This is a genomic window from Kitasatospora sp. NPDC088742 (assembly GCF_055584905.1).
In genome coordinates this window covers 1-20,125 of sequence record NZ_JBVJLD010000062.1, presented here as the reverse complement: position 1 = coordinate 20,125, position 20,125 = coordinate 1, and the positions used below count along the sequence as shown (strand labels likewise).

At 74.6% G+C, this 20,125-nt stretch carries 10 protein-coding genes; 8 read left to right on the top strand and 2 right to left on the bottom strand.

Annotated elements, in window-relative coordinates; all coding sequences use genetic code 11:
* Positions 1-52: 52 nt before the first annotated feature.
* Together ACZ6ZR_RS34025 and ACZ6ZR_RS34020 are read right to left on the bottom strand one after the other, a co-directional pair.
* A complete protein-coding gene (locus tag ACZ6ZR_RS34025; protein ID WP_465649092.1) occupies positions 53-943 on the bottom strand; it encodes a GNAT family N-acetyltransferase in 891 nt (296 codons plus the stop codon).
* A gap of 62 nt (positions 944-1,005) precedes the next feature.
* Positions 1,006-1,776 (bottom strand): VOC family protein, encoded by a 771-nt coding sequence (locus ACZ6ZR_RS34020; protein ID WP_465649090.1) that lies wholly within the window; start codon positions 1,774-1,776, stop codon positions 1,006-1,008.
* A gap of 145 nt (positions 1,777-1,921) precedes the next feature.
* On the opposite strand from ACZ6ZR_RS34020, the gene ACZ6ZR_RS34015 reads away from it, so the two are divergent.
* The 8 genes from ACZ6ZR_RS34015 to ACZ6ZR_RS33980 all read left to right on the top strand — a co-directional run.
* On the top strand, positions 1,922-2,563 hold the full coding sequence (locus tag ACZ6ZR_RS34015) for a TetR/AcrR family transcriptional regulator (RefSeq protein ID WP_465649088.1): 642 nt from the start codon (positions 1,922-1,924) through the stop codon (positions 2,561-2,563).
* Between the two features lie 520 nt (positions 2,564-3,083).
* Positions 3,084-3,359, top strand: coding sequence for a hypothetical protein (locus tag ACZ6ZR_RS34010; RefSeq protein ID WP_465649086.1), 276 nt, complete (start codon positions 3,084-3,086; stop codon positions 3,357-3,359).
* 328 nt (positions 3,360-3,687) lie between these two features.
* Entirely contained in the window at positions 3,688-4,257 is a 570-nt protein-coding gene (locus ACZ6ZR_RS34005) for a GNAT family N-acetyltransferase (protein WP_465649140.1), read from the top strand.
* 240 nt (positions 4,258-4,497) lie between these two features.
* On the top strand, positions 4,498-6,663 hold the full coding sequence (locus ACZ6ZR_RS34000; RefSeq protein ID WP_465649084.1) for a WD40 repeat domain-containing protein: 2,166 nt from the start codon (positions 4,498-4,500) through the stop codon (positions 6,661-6,663).
* A 110-nt stretch (positions 6,664-6,773) separates the two neighbouring features.
* Complete coding sequence (locus ACZ6ZR_RS33995) at positions 6,774-7,319, top strand: WXG100 family type VII secretion target (protein WP_465649083.1); 546 nt, start codon at positions 6,774-6,776, stop codon at positions 7,317-7,319.
* Between the two features lie 38 nt (positions 7,320-7,357).
* Positions 7,358-9,715 carry a WXG100-like domain-containing protein gene (locus ACZ6ZR_RS33990; protein ID WP_465649081.1) on the top strand — a complete coding sequence of 786 codons (2,358 nt, stop codon included), beginning with the start codon at positions 7,358-7,360 and terminating at the stop codon, positions 9,713-9,715.
* Positions 9,716-9,723: 8 nt separating this feature from the next.
* On the top strand, positions 9,724-10,722 hold the full coding sequence (locus ACZ6ZR_RS33985; protein ID WP_465649079.1) for a hypothetical protein: 999 nt from the start codon (positions 9,724-9,726) through the stop codon (positions 10,720-10,722).
* Between the two features lie 6 nt (positions 10,723-10,728).
* Positions 10,729-20,125, top strand: a 9,397-nt coding sequence (locus ACZ6ZR_RS33980) for a WXG100-like domain-containing protein (RefSeq protein WP_465649077.1), incomplete at its 3' end; no start/stop codon positions are given.

Genomic DNA, 20,125 nt, shown 5'->3' with positions numbered 1-20,125 from the left:
TTGGCCCGAGGTGTCGGGCCCCGTCCGTCCGGGCGGGGCCCGACGCGCTTGCTCAGAGGTCGAGTTGGAACTCGTGGGCGACGTGGGTCGGGAGGTAGCCGAGGGCGTCGTTGACGTGGCGCATGTAGGGGTTGTTGTCGGCGGTGTCGGTGAGCAGGCCGACGAGGCGGGGGTGGTGGCCGGCGGCGTCGAGGATGGCGGCGGCCTTCATCCAGCGGGCCAGGCCGTGGCCGCGGTGGGCGGGGAGGACGGCGGTGCCGTAGTGCTGGGCGTCGCCGGTGCCGTCGGCGGGGACGACGAGTTCGGTGAAGCCGACGATGGTGCCGTCGGTGCCGTCGGCGGTGGAGACGGCGGCGACGGTGTGGAGGATCTCGCCGCGGGCGGCGACGGCGGCGGCCGCGGCGCGGACGCGGTCGAGGTCCCAGACGACGATGCCGTAGTCGACGGCGCCGATCGGCATGTCGTCCATGGCGGTGCGGGAGGCGACGTAGGTGTCGGCGAGCTCGTCGGGGACCTGGCCCTGCCAGGAGGTCAGCCGGTAGCCCGCGTGGGGGGTTTCGGCCTCCGCCTTGAGGGCGGACAGGTCGGCGTCGGCCAGGGCGAGGCGGGTGTAGGTGAGGGTGGCGGCGACCCGGAAGTCCCGGGCGGCGAGGAAGGCCTGGCCGGAACTGCCCTCCTCCGCCTGGGCGATGACGCTGCTCCGGCCGTCCGCGCGGGCCGCCGCCACGGCGGCGGCGAGCAGGGAGGTGCCGACCTGGCGGCGACGCTCGGCGGGGTGGACCCGGATGTCGAGTTCGGCGAGGTGGCGCTGGCCCTCCTTGTCGAACAGGCGGAGGAGGGCGGACCCGACGGGGTTGCCGTCGGAGTCGGCGGCCAACCAGGTCAGGCGGCGGCCGGAGCCGTTCTCGGCGGGGTCGGTCAGGGCGGTGATGCGGAGGGACAAGCTGACTCCGTTGCTGGTGCGGTCGTGCGGAAGGCTTGCTCACGAAGGGTACTGACAGGACCTCAGCGCGCCCACGGCAGGACCCGGGTGTCCTCGGTGCCCGCCACGACGACGACGCCGTCCGCGCGCATCGCGACGTGGGCCTCGGCGTCCTGCGGGGCGTGCACCCGGCGCGGCAGGCCGGGCGGCAGGACGAGGGTGTGGCCCGCCGGGACGGTCTCGGTACGGCCCGAGTGGCTGACCTCGAGTGCGCCGGCGGTCACCGTCCAGACCTGCTCGCGGCTGACGGTGTGCTCCGGGCCGGTCTGACCGGCCGTCATGGCGACCGTCCAGGTGCTGAGTTCGGCGCTGCCCCGGCTGGGGGCGGCGAGGCCTGTCATCCGGGCGTTCGGCGTCTCGGTGACGTGGTCGGCGGCGGGGGCGATCAGGTGTACGGCGGGCGGCGCGGGCTCGACCGAGGCGTCGGTCTCGGTATCGGGGGTGACCCATTCGACCAGCTGGACGACGACGCCGTTGGGGTCGGTGAGCTGGAACAGCCGCTCTCCCCACGGCTCTTCGCGCAGCGGGAGGGTGATGGGGGCTCCGGCCTCGCGCAGTCGCTTCTCCTCCGCGTCGAGGCCGGTGACGGTGAGCGCGAGGATCAGCCCGGCCGCCCGCTGGTGGCGCTGCTCGGGCGGGAGGACCTCGGTGCCGGTGCGCAGCAGGACGACGTCGGCGGCGGCGTCCTCGCGGCTCAGCGAGGCGAAGCCCTCGGCGGCTACGGCGACGCGGTAGCCGAGGTGGGCGCAGAGGAAGTCGCGGGAGGCGTCGACGTCGTCAACGGTGAGGGACACGGTGGTGGCGGTGACGTTCAGGGCTACTCCTGGGCTTGATTCACTGGGTTCGATTTACTGGGGCGAACTTTGCGACGGACGTAACTTTAGGGCGGGCGCACCACATAGGGCAAGCGTAATTTTGCGACGGGGGTAAGATTTTCCCGTGACCATCGAACCAGGGCTCCGTGAGTCCAAGAAGCGGGAGACCAGGCAGCTGATCTCCGACTGCGCGACCAGGCTCTTCATCGAGCAGGGCTTCGAGCGGACCACCATCGCCGAGATCGCGGCCGCCGCCCGGGTGGCCAAGAAGACGGTCACCAACTACTTCGCCCGCAAGGAGGACCTGGCCCTCGACCACCACGAGGAGTTCACCCAGGGCCTGGCCCGGGCGGTCGCCGAGCGCGGGCCGGAGGAGGTGCCACTGGCCGCCCTCGGCCGGATCTTCCGGTCCGCCCTGCTGGCGCACGACCCCGTGGTCGGCTTCACCGGCCTGGACTTCGCCCGGATGGTCGCCGACAGTCCGACCCTCACCGCCCGGCTCCGCGAGTTGCACGACCTGCGCGAGGAGGCCCTCGTCGTCGCCCTCGCGGAGGCCGCCCCGCCCGACACCCCGGCGATCGCCCCCCGGGCCACCGCCGCGCTGATCGCGGCCTCTGACCGGCTGCTGTTCCGACGCATCCAGAAGCTCACGCTGGCCGGCCGCACCGACGACGAGATCGAGGCCGCGCTCATCCCTGAGGCCGACCACCTGTACGTCATGCTCGTAGCCGCCGTCGCCAACGACCCGTCCGGCACCGTCGGGTGAGCCCGCCACGGGCGGTGGGCGCACTCCCTCCCGCGCGACACGCCCACCGCCCCCGGGGCCCGCTCTACGTCACTGGGTGGAATGCCGACCCGGACCCGTGACCGCGTCGGCGGGCGGTAGTTGGACCCGGCGTGACAGAGCCTGCGCATACCGGCACCCTGCCCGTGGCCCCTCTCCCCTGGACGACGGTCCAACCCCTGCTCGCGGCACTGACGGCGGCCGGGGTCCCCCTACGGACCGGCGACCTGGAGCAACTGAGACTCGCCGCGGTGATCGGCCCCGACTTCGCCCGGGTGCTCGCCCGGTGGATCCGGGACGCCCACGCGGCAACGGGCACGGGGACGGGCGCGGTAACAGGCGCGGGGACGGGCGCGCCCCCGGCGCCCCTGCCGTCCGCCCCGGTGCTGTGGAGCATCGCACCCCGCCCCGAACGGCCCGCGCTCGGCGGAGCGTCCCCGGCCGTCCCCGACCTACAGGCTTCCTGACCGACCGCACCCCCACCACGACCGACGGACCAGACATGCCCCTGATCAACGAACCCCGCCGCGCCAGAAGCGAGTCGGCGCACCCCTCGCACCGGCCGGGCGAGCTGCCGGAGCGCTCCGACCCCTCCCTGACGACCGGTCACCAGGCCGCCGCCCAGCTGCTCGGCCTGCGCGAGGTGGCCCTGCCGGCCGCCGTGGTGGCGGCGGCCGACCTGTTGCTGGACGACGCGCTGCGCAGTGAGGACCCGGTCACCCGGGAAGCCGCCGCCGTCACCCGGAAGAGACTGCGGGCCGCGCTCGGTCAGCACTGACCGCCTTGTCCGTCATTCGGGCATTCCATCACCCGGACCTGGCGTGACCACCGTCACCGCCGCGCGGCCCCTCCGGGAGACCCGTGCGAAACCTCCACAACGGCGCCCGAGAGCGTTCCCAGCCTGGCCACGGCGGTGCGGGCCGGGACTGGGGGCCGTTCCGTGTGCTGACGAACGGTCAGCAAGTGTCGACAAATCGGTCTTATGGGAGCCCAGTTGTCCTTACCCATGAGTAAGGAGCAACCGAGCCGGGTTGATTGACCGGCTTCAAGGTGCTTCGATACGGGCCATGGGGAGGAACCGAGGCGCCATCTGCTCATTGAGCACGGTGAAAGCGCTCTCAGGTGTGCGCGACGGCCAGGTGCTGCTCCGCAGACCGCAGGAGCGGGACGCGGACACACTGCTGGCCGGGTCGCGCGATCCGCTGGTGCGCGAGTTCATGCAGGGCATCCTGGCCCACCCCGACCGCGAGTCCGCCGTCCGCTGGATCACCGAGGTGGCGCCCCGGCTCTGGGACGCCGACCGGGCCGCGTACTTCGCGGTGACCCTCGCGGACGGGACAGAACCCGAGGGCGGGCCCGCGATCGGGCTGGCCGAGCTGGTGGACCTGAGACCCGAGGAGGGCGCGGCCGAGGTCTCGATCTGGCTGCTGCCCGAGCACCGGCGGATGCGCACGGCGGCCTCCGCGATGCGGCTGGTCTGCCGTTTCGGTTTCGAGGAGTTGGGGCTGCGGCGGATCGACGCCTACGCCGCCGCCGAGAACATGGGGGTGCAGGTGGTCGGGGCCTCCATCGGCTTCCGCCGGACCGGCTTCCGCCCCGCGCTGTTCCGCAGCTCCCGCACCCAGGAGCTGCACGACGCCGTCTACGCGACCCTGGTACCCGAGGACCTCTGCTGAACGGCGGGCCTTCGGGACGGGGCGCGTTCACCGATAGGTGCGCGGTCCGTTCGCCGCACGTTGGCTCCACGCACGCTCGCTCCACACACACTTGTTCCACGCGCACCTGCTCCACGCGCACCCGTTCCAAGCGCACTTGCTGTAAGTGCGCCTGTTCCACACGCACTTGATCCACGTGCAGTTGATCTACGCGCATCGCGCGGCTGGTTTGTCCATGTACCAGGGCTGGGGGTTCGGAAGATGTCGGCACCGGTGGAGTTCTCGGTCGGCGGGGAGCAGCTGCCGGGAGGCAGGCTCGAGCTGACCCTCGATCAGGTCGGCGGGCTACAGGTGCGCCACCACAGCGGCGGCACCGAGGTGGTGCGCACCGCGACGGTGGACCCGGCGGTGCCCGCCCGGGTGCTGAACGCGCTGCGCAGCGCCGCGCCCGGGGCCGGCGGCGGGGCCGACGGGGCCCGGCGGCTGGTGGTCGGCGAGCTGGCCTGGGCGGACGGCACCGACACCCCGGTGCCCGGTATCGCGCGGCTGCTGGAGGCCCTGGCCGGCCAGCTGATCCGCCCCGAGGCCCCGGCCCAACTCCCGGGGAACCTGGTCCAGTTGGCGGCGGTCGATCCGGCCGAGGCCGCCCCGACGGCCGCCATCGGCACCGTCGCCGGCCGCCCGGCGTTCGCGCTGGCGGTCGCGGGCCGGGGCTTCGGCCTGGCCGAACTGGCGGACGGCGGTTCCTCCCTGGGCGACTCCGACCAGGAGGCCGGGTTGCTGCCCACCGCCGTGGCGCTGGGCCGGGTCGGCGAGCGGGACCTCTTCGCGGTCGGCGCGCAGGACGGCGCCGTCCAGGTCTGGGACGCGACCACCGGCGGTCTGCTGCACGGGACTTCGGGCGGCGAGGGCGCCCAGGTGGTGGCCGCCGCGGTGGTCGACGGGGTGCCGCTGGCCTTCTCCGGCGGCCGGGAGGGCGAGGTGCGGGCCTGGCGTGCCGAGGACGGCAAGGGCCTCGGACTGCTCGCGGTGAACAACCGGGGCGCCTCCGCCCTGGTGCACGCGCACTGCGCCGGGCTCGACCTGGTGGCCGCTGCCGGTGGCGACGGCACCATCCGGGTCTGGGACGCGGCCGCCGGCGCCCGGCTGCACCTGCTGGTGGGCCACACCGAGCGGGTCACCTCGCTCGCGGTGCTCTCGCTGGGCGACCAGGCGGTGCTGGCCTCCGGCGGCGTGGACCGGGAGATCCGTCTCTGGGACCTGGCCACCGGTGAGCCGCTGGCCGTGCTGGTCGGCCACTCGGCCACCGTCACCGGCCTGGCCTTCACCGAGCTGGCGGGTGAACCGGTGCTCGCCTCCTGCGCGTTGGACGGCACCGTGCGCACCTGGGACGTCTACCGCGGCACCGGCCTGAACGGCTGGGCCACCGGCGGCGCCTGGCTGACCGCGCTCGCGGTGGTCCGCCAGGGCGCCGGCGACGGCCCGGCGGCGCTGGCCGTCGGCGACGAGCGGGGCCGGATCCGGCTCTTCGACCCGGCCGACGGCACCGCGCTGGCGACCTGGGAGCCGCCCGGCCCGGCCACCGGCCCGCGCCCGCTGAACGCCCTGGCCGCCACCGCGCTCGCGGACGGCACCCTGGTGCTGGCCGCCGGGTACGGCGACGGCACCGTCCGGCTCTGGGACGGCGGCGTCGAGCGGCTCCAACTCGCCGATGACGGCGGCTCGGTGAGCTCGGTCGCGGTGACCGAGGGCCTGCTGGTCTGCGGCACCGTCACCGGTGCGGTGCGCTGCCATCGGCTGTCCGACGGCGCCGCGCTCTCGGTGCCCACCCCGCACACCGGCCCGGTGACCTGCCTGGCGATCGGTGAGACCACCCTGGTCTCCGGCGGCGCGGACGGCGTGGTGCGGGTGCGCGGCGCGCTGGACGGCGCACCGCTGCTGCGCCTGGCGGCCCATCAGCAGGGTGTCACCGCCCTGGCGATCGGCCCGCAGCAACCCCGGCCGCTGCTCGCCACCGCGGGCGGCGACCGCACCGTGCGGATCTGGGACGCCGTCAGCGGCGCGCCGGGCCCGGTGGTGGGCGGGCTGGCCGCGCCGGTCGCGGCGCTGGCCTTCGCCACCCACGCCGGGCGGCCGGTGGTGCTGGCCGGCACCGCCGACGGCGCCGTCCGGGCCTTCGACGCGGAGAGCGGGCAGGCCGTCACGGAGCTGGCCGGGGGCGCGGCAGGGGTGCGCACGCTGGTCTGCCAGGAGATGGACGGCGAGGCGCTGGTCGCCGCCGGGGACGAGCGGGACACCGTGCGGCTGTGGCACCTGGGCAGCGGCACGCTGCTGAACGAGGCGCCGCTGGACCGCGCGCCGCTGGCCATCTCGTTCACCGAGACCGGCCTGTACGTGGTCGGCCCGGGTGGGGCCGTCACGCTCTGACGTTTCGTCAGGCGCGGTGATTCACGGGGATTCACGGGGATTCGGCAGGCAGTCGACGGCCGGCGGACTGGGCCGCCGGCCGGCGTTGGGGCAACGAGCGAGGGGCGGAAATGGCCGAGGGGAAGAAATTCCGGGTCGACCTGGAACAGGTCGAGGCGGCGGCGAAGATGATCCAGACCATGCTGGACGACCTGGAAGGGCCCACCGCCCAGCTGAAGGCGACGGTCGAACAGATCAAGCCGACGGTGTACGGCAACGACCGGCTCGCCAAGTCGCTGACCGGTGCCACGGGCTCGGTCGGCGGTCTGGCGGACCACCAGAAGCAGGTGCTGGAGGGCATTCAGAAGTTCCTCGCCAACAGCGCCCAGGTCGCGGCCAACCTGCGCACCGTGGTCGCCAACTACCGCACCGTGGACGAGTCGAACGCGACCTCGCTGCGGGCCATCGAGGGGGCCGACGCACCCGTGGCCCCGGTCAAGCCGGACTCCCGGACCAAGCCGGTCACCGTGGTCGTCGCGGGCGAGACCGGTGGCCCGGCCACCGCCGACTCCAACTTCAACTCGGCCGACGCGCCCACCCTCGACTACAACGAGTGGGACGACCCGGAGCCCCCGCCGCCGCACCCGTCCGGCGGTAGCGGACCGAAGCTCGCCTGACCCCTGCCCGAGTCGACCCTCGCAGAAGGACTGACACCGTGATCCAGCTGCCCCCCGACCTGGCAGAAGTGCTCAAGGTCATCCAGAGCAACGAAGACGGGAAGGCCATCGTCTTCCCGGACGCCAACGAGGACCTCATCGGCGACCTCGCACTCGCCTGGGAGAAGTGGAACACCTTCGCCGAGACCCGGGTCGGGGCCATCGTGGCCAACGCCAAGCTGGCGATGGAGGCGATGGAGGGCGAGGCCGCCGAGAGCTTCGCGACCTACCTGCGCAAGTTCTGCGAGGGCGACGGCTCGCACGTCACCACCACCGTCACGGCCGCGGGCGCCATCGCGCAGTCGCTGCGCGGCGCGATCGAGGCGGTCACCCAGACCAAGAACGAGATGATCCGCGAACTCCAGTACACGAAGGAGTACATCGAGGACAACCCGGCCGGCAAGAACGACGACATCGCCAAGTCCGAGGGCATCAAGGAGGCCGCGGCCACCTACAACACGTACGTCGGCCAGGTCGGCACCAATGTGGACGCGATGCTCCGTCAGGGCTCCAGCCACTTCCAGGCGATGACCGCGGCCGCCGAGGTCGCCTCGCTCACCGGCGGCAACGGCGGTGGCGGCGGCGGGGGTTCGGCTCCGACGCCGCGCACCGGGCTGGACGGCGTCACCGGCGTCAACGCGCCCACCCTGCAGACCGGCATCACCATGCCCGGCGTGCAGGCACCCGCGCCGGTGGACATCCAGGGCTTCAACCCCGGCGGGGTCGGCCCCGGCGGCCTCGGCGGGCCCGGCGGTCTGCCGGGTGGCGGCGTCCCCGGGATGCCGGGCGGCCCGCTCGGCGGCCCGGGCGGCACCGGCGGAGGCCCCGGTGGCGGGCCCGGCGGGGCACCCGCCCTTCAGCCCTTCAAGATGCCGACCGCGCAGGCACCGACGCCGTTCAGCGGCACCTCGGGCAGCCTCGGCCGCGGCCTCACCGGCGGAGTCCCGGGCGGCGGTTCCTTCGGCGGCGGGAGCGGCAGCGTCGGCGGGCCCTCGCTCGGCCCGGACGGCAAGCCCTCGTTCAAGCTCCCGACGGTCGGCTCGCCCGGCAACCTCACCCTGGCGGGGCACCAGCCGCTGAGCACCGAGGGCACCACCACCGGGCAGCTGCGGCCGATGACGGCGCTGCGCCCGTTCAGCCCGGGCGGCTCCGATCCGAGCACCATCGGCAGCCTCGGCAACTTCCCGCTGTCGAACCGCGGCGGTACCGGCAGCTCCCCGCTCAGCCCGCTGACCGGCCGCCCCGGCGGTCTGCCCGGCGGCACCCTGCCGGGCCGCACCACGACCTCTCCGTTCAGCCCCGGCGGCCGCGCTCCCGGCTCGATCACGGGCGGCGGCCCCGGCGGCGGACGCGTCGGCTCCGGCCCGGGCGGCTCCGGTCTCGGCGGCGGCGCCCGGGTGGGCGGTGCCGGCGGCGGCGCGTCCGCGCTCGGCGGCTACAACCCCGGCGGCGGACGGTCCGCGGGCGGCGCCGGCGGGGCCCACCCGCTCGGCACGCCCACGACGGCCGGCGGTGTCGGTGGCGTCGGCCGCGGAAGCGGCGGTACCTCCGGCACCGGTCTCGGTGCGGGCGGCGGCGCCGGTGCGTCCGGCTCGGCCGCAACCTCCGCGCGCGGCGCGGCCGGTGGCGCCATGCCCGGCGCGCAGGGGATGGGCGGCGGCGCCGGGGCCGCAGCGGCCAAGTCCGGCTCGCGGTTCGTCCGGCCGACCCGCTTCGGCGTGGAGGAGGACGAGGAGGAGACGGTGGCGCTGCGCGACGCCGGGATCCTCGGCCAGGCCGTCCACCACGATGCGCAGGACCGGCACTGGCACCGGATGCGGCAGCGCTGGGTCGAGGAGTCGGGCATGGCCCCGGCACCGGAGCCCGTGCACACCGCGGTGGCCTCGGCCGGCGGGGAGACCCCTGCGGGCGGTGGCGACTTCATGAGCCAGCTGGCGGTGGCCGTGCTGGGCCCGGAGGGTGCGACCTCGCTCAACGGGGCGCCGGAGTCCGGTAGTTCGGCGGCCGGCGAGGGCACCTCCACGGCTGCGTCCACGAGTGCGGCCGGCGGCTCCGGCGGCTCCGATGAGGCGTACCTGGAGCGCGCCCGGTCGGTGGCCGAGCGGCGCGGACGGACGGACGAGGACGCCCCCACCCTCGAACCCGCCTCGGCAACGGCCGCTCCGGCTGCTCCTGCCGCTCCGGCTGACGGTCCGCCACCGCTCCGCGAGGAGGGTGGCTTCCAGGTGCCGACACCGTTCATGCGGGCGGCACTGGCCCGACTGGCCAGTTCGGGGGGCTTCCCCGAGGGCAGCGGTGAGGCTCCGCCCGCCGGTGCGGCCGGTTCGGCTGGTCCGGCCGCCGGCCAGGGACGCTGAGGAGCGCGATGGAAGAGCAACAGGAGCTGAGGCGGGCCGAGTCGGTGCCCGCCCAGACCGAGGAGCCCACGGCCCGCCTCGAACCCCTGCAGGCCACCGAACGGCTCGTCCCGTTCGAGCGCGTGCAGGCCGCCGAGCGGTCGGTACCGCTGGAGCCCCTGCAGGCGACCGACCGCATGGCGCCGTTGGAACCGATGGAGGTGGCCGACCGCATCGCACCGACCACACCCCAGCACCTGACCGACCGCATGGCACCACTGGAACCGATGCAGGTGGCCGACCGCATCGCACCGACCACACCCCAGCACCTGACCGACCGCATGGCACCGCTCGAACCCATGCAGGTGGCGGACCGCATCGCACCAACGGCACCCCTGCGGGCAACTGACCGCATGGCGCCGACGGAGCCCCTGCACGCGACCGACCGCATGGCACCGCTGGAGCCCATGCAGGTCGGCGAGCCGATGACCGCACGGGTGGCCGCCGACGCGGTGCGGCCTACCGCGCAGTTGCAGGACCGGATCGCCGCCCAGCCGACGGAGAGCACCAAGAGGCTCGCGCAGTCCGCGACCCCCGCCGGGGGTCCGGACGCCGGCAAGGGCTTCAACGTCGATCCGGAGAAGTACCGGGCGGCGGCCGGTCCGGTCCTCGCCGCCTCGGACCAACTCACCGAGATGGCCCGAGGGTTGAGCGCCTACATGTCGGGGATGACCAGCCGCGCCCCCTGGGGCAACGACGACTCCGGCGAGAAGTTCGCGAACGGTGAGAAGGGCTATCTCACCTACAGCGGCAAGGTGTTGGACGGCATCGGCAACCTGCCCGCCGCGCTCAAGTACATCGCGGACGGCCTCAAGGTCATGGCCCAGAGCTACGACAACGCCGAGGAGGGGCTCTCCACCGGCCTCACCTCCATGGAGGCCGAGCTGCCCGAGACCGCTCTCTTCCACCCCGACCTCTCCCTCCGGGACGTCGCCAAGGGACGCCCCCACCAGACCGGAAGGCCCTGATCGAATATGGCGGTTGAGCTGCCCGAACCCCTTCAGTGGGTCCTTCTCCTGCTGGCCGGCACCCGCTGGCCGGAAGGTGAGGAGGACTTGATGCGCGAGATGGCCGAACGTTGGCGCGACGCCGGGAAGACCCTGGCGGACGTCGGCACGTCGGTCGACTCGACCATCAAGCGGGCGCTCGACGGCCAGCAGGGCAAGGCCGCCGAGGGATTGGCCACGCACTGGGCCAAGTTCTCGGTGGGCAAGGGCACGGAGGAGGACCCCGGGTTCTTCCCCAGCATGGTCAAGTCCTGCGACGGCATGGCCGAGATGCTGGAGAACATGGCCAACTCGACCGAGTCCGCCAAGATCCAGATCGTGGCCCAACTCGGCATCCTGGCCTTCGAGATCGCCACCGCCGAGGCCTCCGCGCCGTTCACCGCCGGGGCCTCGCTGGCCACCATTCCGGCGGCGGTCGCGGTCAGCCGCGTCGTGGTCCAGCAGATCCTCAAGAAGCTGCTCAAGGAGGCCCTGGAGTTCGCGGCCAAGGAGGCCGCCCAGGAAGTCGCGATCAACCTGCTCGCGCAGACCATCCAGATCGCCGAGGGCCACCGCTCCGGGCTCGACACCAAGGAGCTCGGGCAGAGCGCCATCGGTGGCGCGGTCGGCGGCGCCGCCGGCGGCATGATCGGCAAGGGCATCGGCGCGGGCGCCGGCAAGGCCGGGTTCGGCAACGCGGCGAACAGCGTCGGCGGCAAGATGGCGAGCGGCGCGGTCTCCGGCGTCGGCGGGGACGTCGCCGCCCAGCTCGCCACCACCGGCACCGTCGACGGCGGCAGCCTGCTCGGATCCGGCCTCAGCGGTGGCTCCAACGTCGGTCTCCAGCACGGCGCTTCGGCATTGAAGGGCAAGTTCGGCGGCGGGGACATCCCGAACATCCCCGCCGGCGGCACCCTGCCCGGCGCCGACGCCCCGCCGACCTTCGGCGGGCAGCCGGGCGGCGGCTCCTCCACCGGATCCGCCGGTTCCTCCGGGACGCACGGTGCGGACAGCACCGGGTCGACCGGCGGTGCCGAGGCGTACCGGGGCCCGAGCGGGGGCACTCACGACGGCAGCGGCACCGCGAGCCCGTCCACCAGCGGTGGCCGCACCTTGGCTCCGTTCGGTTCGGACCGAGGCGGCTCCGGCACCCCCGCCGGCACCCACGACACCAACACACCCATCAGCAGCGGCAGTTCCACCTCGGGCGGCTCGCACTCCGGTGGTCCGAGCACCACCTCGCGCGGCAACGACTCCGCGCCCTCGGGAGCTGCCCAGCACAGCCCCGCGCCCGACAGCGGCAGCGCCCCGCGCCCGCAGCCCGCCACCGCGCACACCGAGGCCCCGGCTCCGTCCCCTGCTCGGGCGGACGTCCCGCCTGCCACCACGCACCCGGACGCGACGCCCCGTCAGACCGAACCGGCCCCGCGCGCAGCCGATCCCGCACCGCACGCCACCACCCCCGACCGCACCCCCACCCCGCAGGGCGACACCTCGCCGCCCCCGCGTCAGGCCGACGCGCCCGCGCCGACGGCCCGCCCCGAGCCCGAGGCGACCTCCGCCCGCCCGGAGCCGACCGTCCGTCCGCAGACCGACACCCCGCCGCCCGCCGAGGCGGTCCGCCCCCAGCAGGACACCCCGTCGGCTGCCCGCCCGGAGAGCCCCGCCCCGCAGCCGGCCCGGCCGTCGGAGCACATCCAGGAAGCCCCGGCCGCCCAGCCCCGGCCGACCGAGACCCCGGTCGCCGCCCGGCCCGAGCCGGCCGCACCGCACCAGCAGGCCGACCCGAGCGAGCCGGTCCGCCAGCAGCCGCAGGCCCAGCAGCACGAGGCCCCGCCCGTCCGCCCCGAGGCCGAGCCCCGCCCCGCCCCGGCCGACACCGAGCGGAACTCCGTACCGCAGCCGCGCCCGGAGTCCGACCCGACGCCCCGTCAGCAGCCCCAGGCCCAGGCCGAGCCTCAGCTCCAGCCCCAAGCCGAGCCCCAGCCCCGTACCCAGCACACCCCGGAGCCGCAGCCGCACAGCGAGCAGCCGCCGCAGCACCAGCCCGCACCGCCCCGGCCGGAGGCCCAACCCCACGCCGAGCAGCAGCCGCAGCCGCAGCCGCGCAGCGAGCAGCCGCAGCCCAACGCCGCCCAGCAGCCGCGCACCGAGCACCAGCAGCCCGCCACCCCCGAGCCGACGCCCCATCAGCAGCCGGCTCAGCCCCAACCCCACGCGGAACCCGCCGCGCGCTCCACCCCCGAGCCCACCCCGGTCCGTGCGGACGCCACCGCCGACCCGCACACCCCCGCGCCCGAGGGCACCCGCATCGCGGGCGGACCGATCACCGCCCCGCGCCCGTCCGCGACCCCGGCCGCGGACCACCGCTCGGACTCCCCGCTCCCGCCCACCACCGACCCGACCCTCACCCAGGCGCCGCCCACCCAGGCCCCGCCGGTCTCCCAGGTCTCCCCGCCGCCCCCGTCGACCACCACCCCGAGCCCCACCCCGAGCCCGACCCGCACCCCCGCGCCCGACCGGAGCGGCAACGGTCTCGGCCCGGTCCGGCAGCCCGCCGCCCCCTCCCAAAACCCCTCCCCCGCACCGCGGTTCACCCCTCGCCCCGGTACCGGCGACACCACCCCCACCCCGGCCCCCGAACCGCGCGGCACCAAGCGCGGCCGCGAGGACGACGCCCTCCCCCAGGGCCGTCCCGAGGGACCGAAGCGCCAGCGCACGCCCGCCTACGAGAACACCGCCGGCCCGCTCCGCGACCGCGGCTACGAGCCGGCCACCCGCGAGCAGTACCAGGCCCTGGCGGACCACCTGGCCGAGCACGGCTCCACCCCGCACCCGGACCTGACCCCCGACCTGCTGGACCACGTCAACCCGCACAGCGCCACCATGGACGGCGGCGACCTCTACAGCTGCCTGGAGGCGGTCGAGGCGCTGCGCGACACCCACTACGGCAACCCGCGCCCCTCCGGCCTGCCGCTGTCCTCCGTCGCGGAGAACAACTCCGCCTGGACGTTGACGAAGCGTCACGGCACCCCGGTGCCGCTCGGCACCGGGCAGCAGGGCGTGGACTCGGTGATCGACCAGGTCCGCGACGCCGGGCCCGGCAGCTTCTCGACCGTCCTGTTCTCCGACGGCCCGGGCACCGAGGGGCACGTGGTGGCCCTGGTGCACGGCCCGGACGGCACGCTGCGCTGGGCCGACCCGAGCACCGGCGAGGTCCGCGAGGCCCGTCCGAACGACCTGCCCGGGGACTGGGCGGACGGCAAGCACGTCTGGGCCGCCACCTCCGACCCGGAGGGCGACCCGCTCGACTCCCGCCTGGACCAGTCGGTCTTCGACGGTGACGCGCCGACCTTCGGCGTGCTCTCCGTCGTCGCCGACGGAAGCAAGCTCGACGCCGCCGACCGCGACGTGGTGCGCCAGCTCGCGCAGGACATCGACACCCAGGTGGAGGACGCGGCCAGGCTCGCCCTGGCCAACCCGGAGTCGGTGCCCGACCTCGACGGCCACACCAGGCAGTGGTCCAAGAACTACACCGAGTGGGCCGACCCGAAGACCTCGGCGGACCGGCGGGCGGAGATCCAGAAGCTGCTGCCCCGCCAGTTCGGTTACGTGGTCGAGTCGATGGCGACCAACATGATCCGCGAGAACGTCACCATGCCGCCGGGCTACGACTTCGACACCCAGGTGACCCACGGCCCGACCCGCCCCGACCTGGTGATCGTGAAGACCGGCCCCGCAGGCAAGACCGAGCTCGGCTGGCTGGACATCACCGCCAGCAACTCCGAGGGGCACATCGGCGACAAGCAGAGCACGCTCTGGAAGTCGCGTCCGTACGTGGCCGAGACCCTCTACCCGTCGCTGGTCCTGGGGGACCTGGGCCAGGGCGGGTCGCCCCAACAGCGGGCGCTGGTCCAGGCGTTGGTCGAGAGCCAGACGGCCGAGACGCAGCGGGTCAAAAAGGCGGTGAGCGACTTCGGGGCCAGGGTCGACGCTCCGCTCGAAAGCAACAACAAGGCCGAGCGGCGCAAGGCGATCGAGGAGAGCCTCGGCGACCTGCTCAACGGCGGCGAGAAGCTGAAGCCGTCCGACGCCCGCAACGTGCTGAAGGCGCTGTACGACGGCGGCCACACCACCTCCACCCTGACCGACTACGGCTACTCCGGAGGCAAGACCTCCGCCAAGGAGGGCGTGCAGTTCATCGACTCCCGCCTCCGCGACGACGCCCCGCAGCCGCAGCCCGCCACCTCGTCCACCGACCGGACCTCCGACGAGCCGGAGAGCCAGGACTCCGACGAGCAGACGCGGGCGACCCCCGACCCCGCCGCCGAGCGGTCCGACGAGAGCATGCGGTCCACCCCCGAGCCCGCTGCCACCCAGCAGTCCGACGACAGCATGCGCGACCCCGGGTCGCCGGCCAGTCAGAAGTCCGACGACAGCATGCGGGACGCCTCCCCGCCGCCCGTCGACCCGGATCTCGTCTCGCCGCCGCCGGCCGCCACCGACCGCTCGCTGAACGCCCCTACCCCGGAGGGCTCGCGCTCCGTCCCGCCCCGGGACGACTACGCGGTCACCCGGCCCGCCGACATCGGCGGCCTGACCCGCGACCTGCCCCAGCTCCCGCCCCGCGACCGCGAGGCGGCGATCGCCTCGCTGCCCGCCTCCGACCGGCGCGGCCTCGCCCAGGACCCGGCCTTCGTCTCCGCCCTGCGCGACACCCTGCCGCCCGGCGACTTCGCGAGGACCGCCGCCCAGCTGATGGTGGACGTCGACGGCGGCGCCGACCGTCCGGCCTCCGCCCGGGCCGAGGCGACCGCCCAGCTCACCCGGATGCTCCAGGACCCGGACACCGCGGCCCGGTTGCTCACCGAGGGCAGCCGGATCGTCGTGGTACCCAAGGACGTGGCGATGACCGACCTCGCCCCGTTCGCCGGCCTCGGCGGCCGGACGGCCGACAGCGAGGCGGGCGGCGGGCGCGGCTGGGACGACGTGCGCGGCTCCGGCGGCAAGTGGGCCGCCGTCACCGAGGAGAACCTGCTCGGCGAGCGCACCACCGTCGGCCCGGACCAGCACTACGCCGACGGCTACTCCACCACCACCCACGAACTCGCCCACACCATCCACAAGTTCGGCATCACCGACGCCGACCGGCAGCTGATCCGCGACACCTTCGACGAGAAGCTCGACAACGAGGCGATCCCCCGCCTGTTCGGCGAGGACGGCCCCTCCGAGTGGTCCGACGGCGCGCGCCGCCGCCTCGACGGCGGCGAGGCGGAGAACTACGCCGCCCGGGACGAGTACGAGTACTTCGCCCAGGTCAGCAACGCCTACCTCGGCACCAACCACGGCATCGACCCGTACACCGGCCAGCCCCGCAACAACGGCGCGGACTGGGTGCGGGCCAACGAGCCCGAACTCCTGCCCCTGCTGGAGCGGTTGTACGGCCCCGACCCGTCCGCCGTCCACGACGCGCCCGCCAACCCGGTGCGCGCCACGGACACCGAGAACGACGCGTACCAGGGCCTGCGCGACTTCACCGCCCGGGTGGAGGGCGGCGACCTCCCGTCCCAGGAGACCGACACCGGCCACCACGGGCCGACGGACCGCAGCGCGCCCCCGGCGACGGACACGGACACCGACTTCCCGTCCCCGCCGCCGCAGGCCGCCGCCCCGGCCCACGCCGACGGCGATGCTCCGCAGCACACCTGGCCGTCGACCGGCCGGACGCTGCCCGATCCGGCCGACCGCGCCGCCGAGTTGGCCGCGCGGCACGGCCTCGCCGACCCCGACGCACTCGCCGGGCAGATCCGGGACGTCCGCGCGGGCGACCTCGACGCCGTCCGCGAGCTGCTCGGCGGCGAGCACGGCCCGGAGCTGCTCAAGGACCTCGGCCGCGAGGTGCCCGAGCACACCCTCTGGCGGCTCGGCGCCCAGGACCCGGGCAGCGCCGACCAGTTGAAGGAGATCATCACCCACCGGCGGGGCGGCGTACCGCCGACCGACCTGGAGGTCGAGGCCCGGCAGGAGGTCGCCCAGAAGCTGGCCGACCAGCCCTCGGTCACCGTCGTGGTCGCCTCCGGCCCCGGTTCCGGCCACCAGGCGGCGGCGGTCAACATGATCCGCTCGCTGCGCGAACTCGGTTACGACGGCCAGATCGACCTGGTCGCCCCGACCAACGTCCGCTCCCGCCTGGACCGGATGCTCGACGCCGAACTGCTCGGCGGCGGCCAGGTCCACTACGCGCCGGACGAGTTCGACCCGCACGGCGAGAACCAGCCGGCCCCGGTCGGGCACGGCGGGCTCACCCTGGTCGCGGCCAGCGACGAGATCGGCGCGGACGGGGACAACTCCAAGGCGCTGCTCTCCTACACCGGCGCCGACAAGGCCGTGGTGCTGGCACCCTACGCCTGGGGCATGTCCACCCGCGCGGTCTTCTCCCGCACGGAGGACGGCTTCGGCGTGCTGCCGCTCGAAGGCACGGTGGACAAGAAGAACGCGCTCTTCCAGCAGCACGTCCCGGCCCCCGACCCGCACTCCTTCCCCGGCAACCCCGGTCTCCAGTCGATGGCCGACCGGATCAACTCCGGTGCGCTCGACCTGATGCCGCTCTACGGCCTGGCCCGGCTCACCCCCGACCGCCAGGCGGGCGCCCCCGACTACCTCGCCGCGGGCATCCACGAGGCCGGGCTCGGCAAGCCGGCCGTCCTGCTCCAGGTCGGCAACCACGACGTTCCCTACGCGCCGCGGTACGACCAGCCCTGGCTCAAGCGCGCCGACCTCTCCACCCTCGACGCAGACGGCATGAACCACCTGCTCGACTCGCTCGGCCCGGACGACGTGCTGGTGCTGCGCTCCGGCCCGCTCTCCCAGGACTCCTTCGAGAAGGTCTTCCAGCTCGGCAGCCTGCCCGCCGTCCAGGAGGGCGCCAACACCACCGGCACCAGCCAACTCACCGGCCGCCCCTACTTCTCCCCCGTCACCGGCACCACCCCCTACCCCGAGGCGGTCTCCTCCACCGCCGCCCAGGACCTCACCTCCCGGGCCGGCGACCACCTCTCCGGCGACGCCAAGGGCCGCCTCACCGACTCCTGGGACGCTGCCCTCAAGCCCGAGGCCACCAAGGCCGAGGTGGACACCGCCGTCCGCGAACTCCGCGCCGCCGCCGACCTGTTGGCGGACCGGGCGGACGGGGTGACCGACCCCGCCGACCAGCGCGCCCTGCGCGAGCTGGCCGAGAGCGGCACCAAGAGCGCGGACGCGCTGGAGCGTTCGCACGAGGCGGTCGCCGTCCGTGAGCAGCTCCAGAAGGTCACCGACGCCCTGACCGCCGGCAACGACTGGACCACGGCCGTCGAGGACGACCCGACGTACAGCGAGCTGCGCAAGGCCGCGTACAACCGGGAGATCGCCGAGGGCTGGCTCAACACCCTTCCCGCCGACGACACTTCGGGCCGCCCGTTCGACCTCAAGAGCGACCAGCTGTACGGCTTCGCCGAGGGCCTCGGCCACGACTACGACCGGCTCGCCGACATCCTCGGCGAGGGCATGACCCCGGAGCAGCGCGAGACCCTCGACCACTACCTCTCCCCGCAGGGACGCCGGGCCGAGGAACGCGTCACCATGATGGGCGACAAGCTCTCCGAGATCCCGCTCGGCAGCATCCCCGAGGCGCGGCAGCGGCTCGCGGACGTCGCGGCCGCCATCCGCGAGCGCGAGAACGGTTTCATCCAGGAGCTCAAGGACTCCGACGACCTCAAGAACGAGTCCACCGCCCCGGACCCCGACCAGGTCCGGGTCATCGCCGATGTCCTCAACGGCTTCGCCCAGCCCGGCTCGCCGTACCAGCAGTACACCTCCGAACTCACCGGCCGGGCCAACGACTGGCAGCAGAACCAGCTCCTGATGGCCCTCCTCCACCTGGACGACCAGCCCCGCGAGGTCCTTCGCTCCTCCCCGCCCCCGTCCGTCGAACCCGAACCCGCTCCCGTCCGGGACGTCGCTCCGGTCCCCGGCCCGCGCACGGAGACCGCCCCGCCGACCCCGGAGCCGGTGCACACTCCCGCAGCTCAACCGCCGTCGCCGGAGCGGCCGTTCCAGCTGCACGACTCCAGCGCTGGGCCGAGCCTGTTCGACGACGACTTCACGCTCAACGACGACAGCGACACGGAGAGCGTCAGCGACCGCTCCTCCGAGACCGGTTCGTTCCGGACGGCCCCCGAATCGCCCCTCGGCGACGGCCCGCTGCACGCTCCGGCCACCGCGACCGACAGCGGCCCGAGCATCTTCGACGACGGCTTCGTCCTCAACGACGACAGCGACAGCGACTCCGAGCGCCACCAGCCCTCCCCGCCGCCGCCCGCCGCCGCCCCGTTCCAGCTCGGCCCGGTCCGCGGCCCCGCGTCCGACGGCGTCAACGGCCAGCCCTCCGGCTTCGGTTCGACGGCCCGTCAGCCGGCGACGCCCGGCCACACCCCCTCGCCCCCGCCGCCCGCGACCTCCCACCGCTCCGCGCCGCCCGCCCAGGACCGCGGCGAGCCCCCGGCCAAGCGCCGCCGCACGCCCGCCTACGAGAACACCGACGCCGTCCTCCACGACCGCGGCTACCGCCCGGCCGACACCGACCAGCACTCCGCCCTGCGCGACCACACCGACGGCCGCCGCTTCCCGGAGCCCACCCCCGAGCTCCTCGCCCTCCTCACCCCGCACCAGCAACCCGTCGCCCCGAGCCCGGACTTCCGCCTCGGCGACGACCTCCAGAGCTGCCTCGAAGCCGTCGAGGCCTACCGCGACACCCACTACGGCCGCCCTCGCCCGTCCGGCCAGAGCCACACCGGCGCGGTGGAGCAGCACGCTGCCCAGGTGCTCAACCGCCGTCACGACCTGCCGCACCTGTTCGGCGAGGGTCAGCCCGCCGTGGACTCGCTCCTCGACCACGTCCGCCGCGGCGGCCCGGGCTCGTTCGCCACCGTGCTGGTCGGCCGCGAAGGCGAGGTCGGCCACACCGTCGCACTCGTCAACGGGGCCGACGGGCAGCTCCGTTGGGTCGACCCGAGCACCCGTCAGTCCTGGGAGGCCACCCCCGGCTCACTCCCGGACCCGCGCACCACCGACTGGAAGGTCTGGGCCTCCGCCGCCGGCCCGGACGAGTCCACCCTTCCCGGCCTCACCCCCGACCGGAACTTCCGGGCGGACTTCGGCGCGCCCTTCCTCGACTCCCTCTTCGGCAACACCACCCCGGCCCCGACCCCCCAGGCCGCCCCACCGGTGGCCACGCCGCAGCCGCTCGCCCTCCCCGACCCGGTCGAGGCGAACCGTCAACTCACCGACGCCCCCGCCGACTTCCTCCGGGACAACATCCTGTCCTACGACGGTGCACTCGGGATGG

What these genes read in the sequence shown, in the direction of transcription:
- ACZ6ZR_RS33985 (WP_465649079.1), top strand. Translation starts at nt 9,724, where the DNA reads ATGGAAGAGCAACAGGAGCTGAGGCGGGCCGAGTCGGTGCCCGCCCAG.
- ACZ6ZR_RS34010 (WP_465649086.1), top strand. Translation starts at nt 3,084, where the DNA reads ATGCCCCTGATCAACGAACCCCGCCGCGCCAGAAGCGAGTCGGCGCAC.
- ACZ6ZR_RS34000 (WP_465649084.1), top strand. Translation starts at nt 4,498, where the DNA reads ATGTCGGCACCGGTGGAGTTCTCGGTCGGCGGGGAGCAGCTGCCGGGA.
- ACZ6ZR_RS33995 (WP_465649083.1), top strand. Translation starts at nt 6,774, where the DNA reads ATGGCCGAGGGGAAGAAATTCCGGGTCGACCTGGAACAGGTCGAGGCG.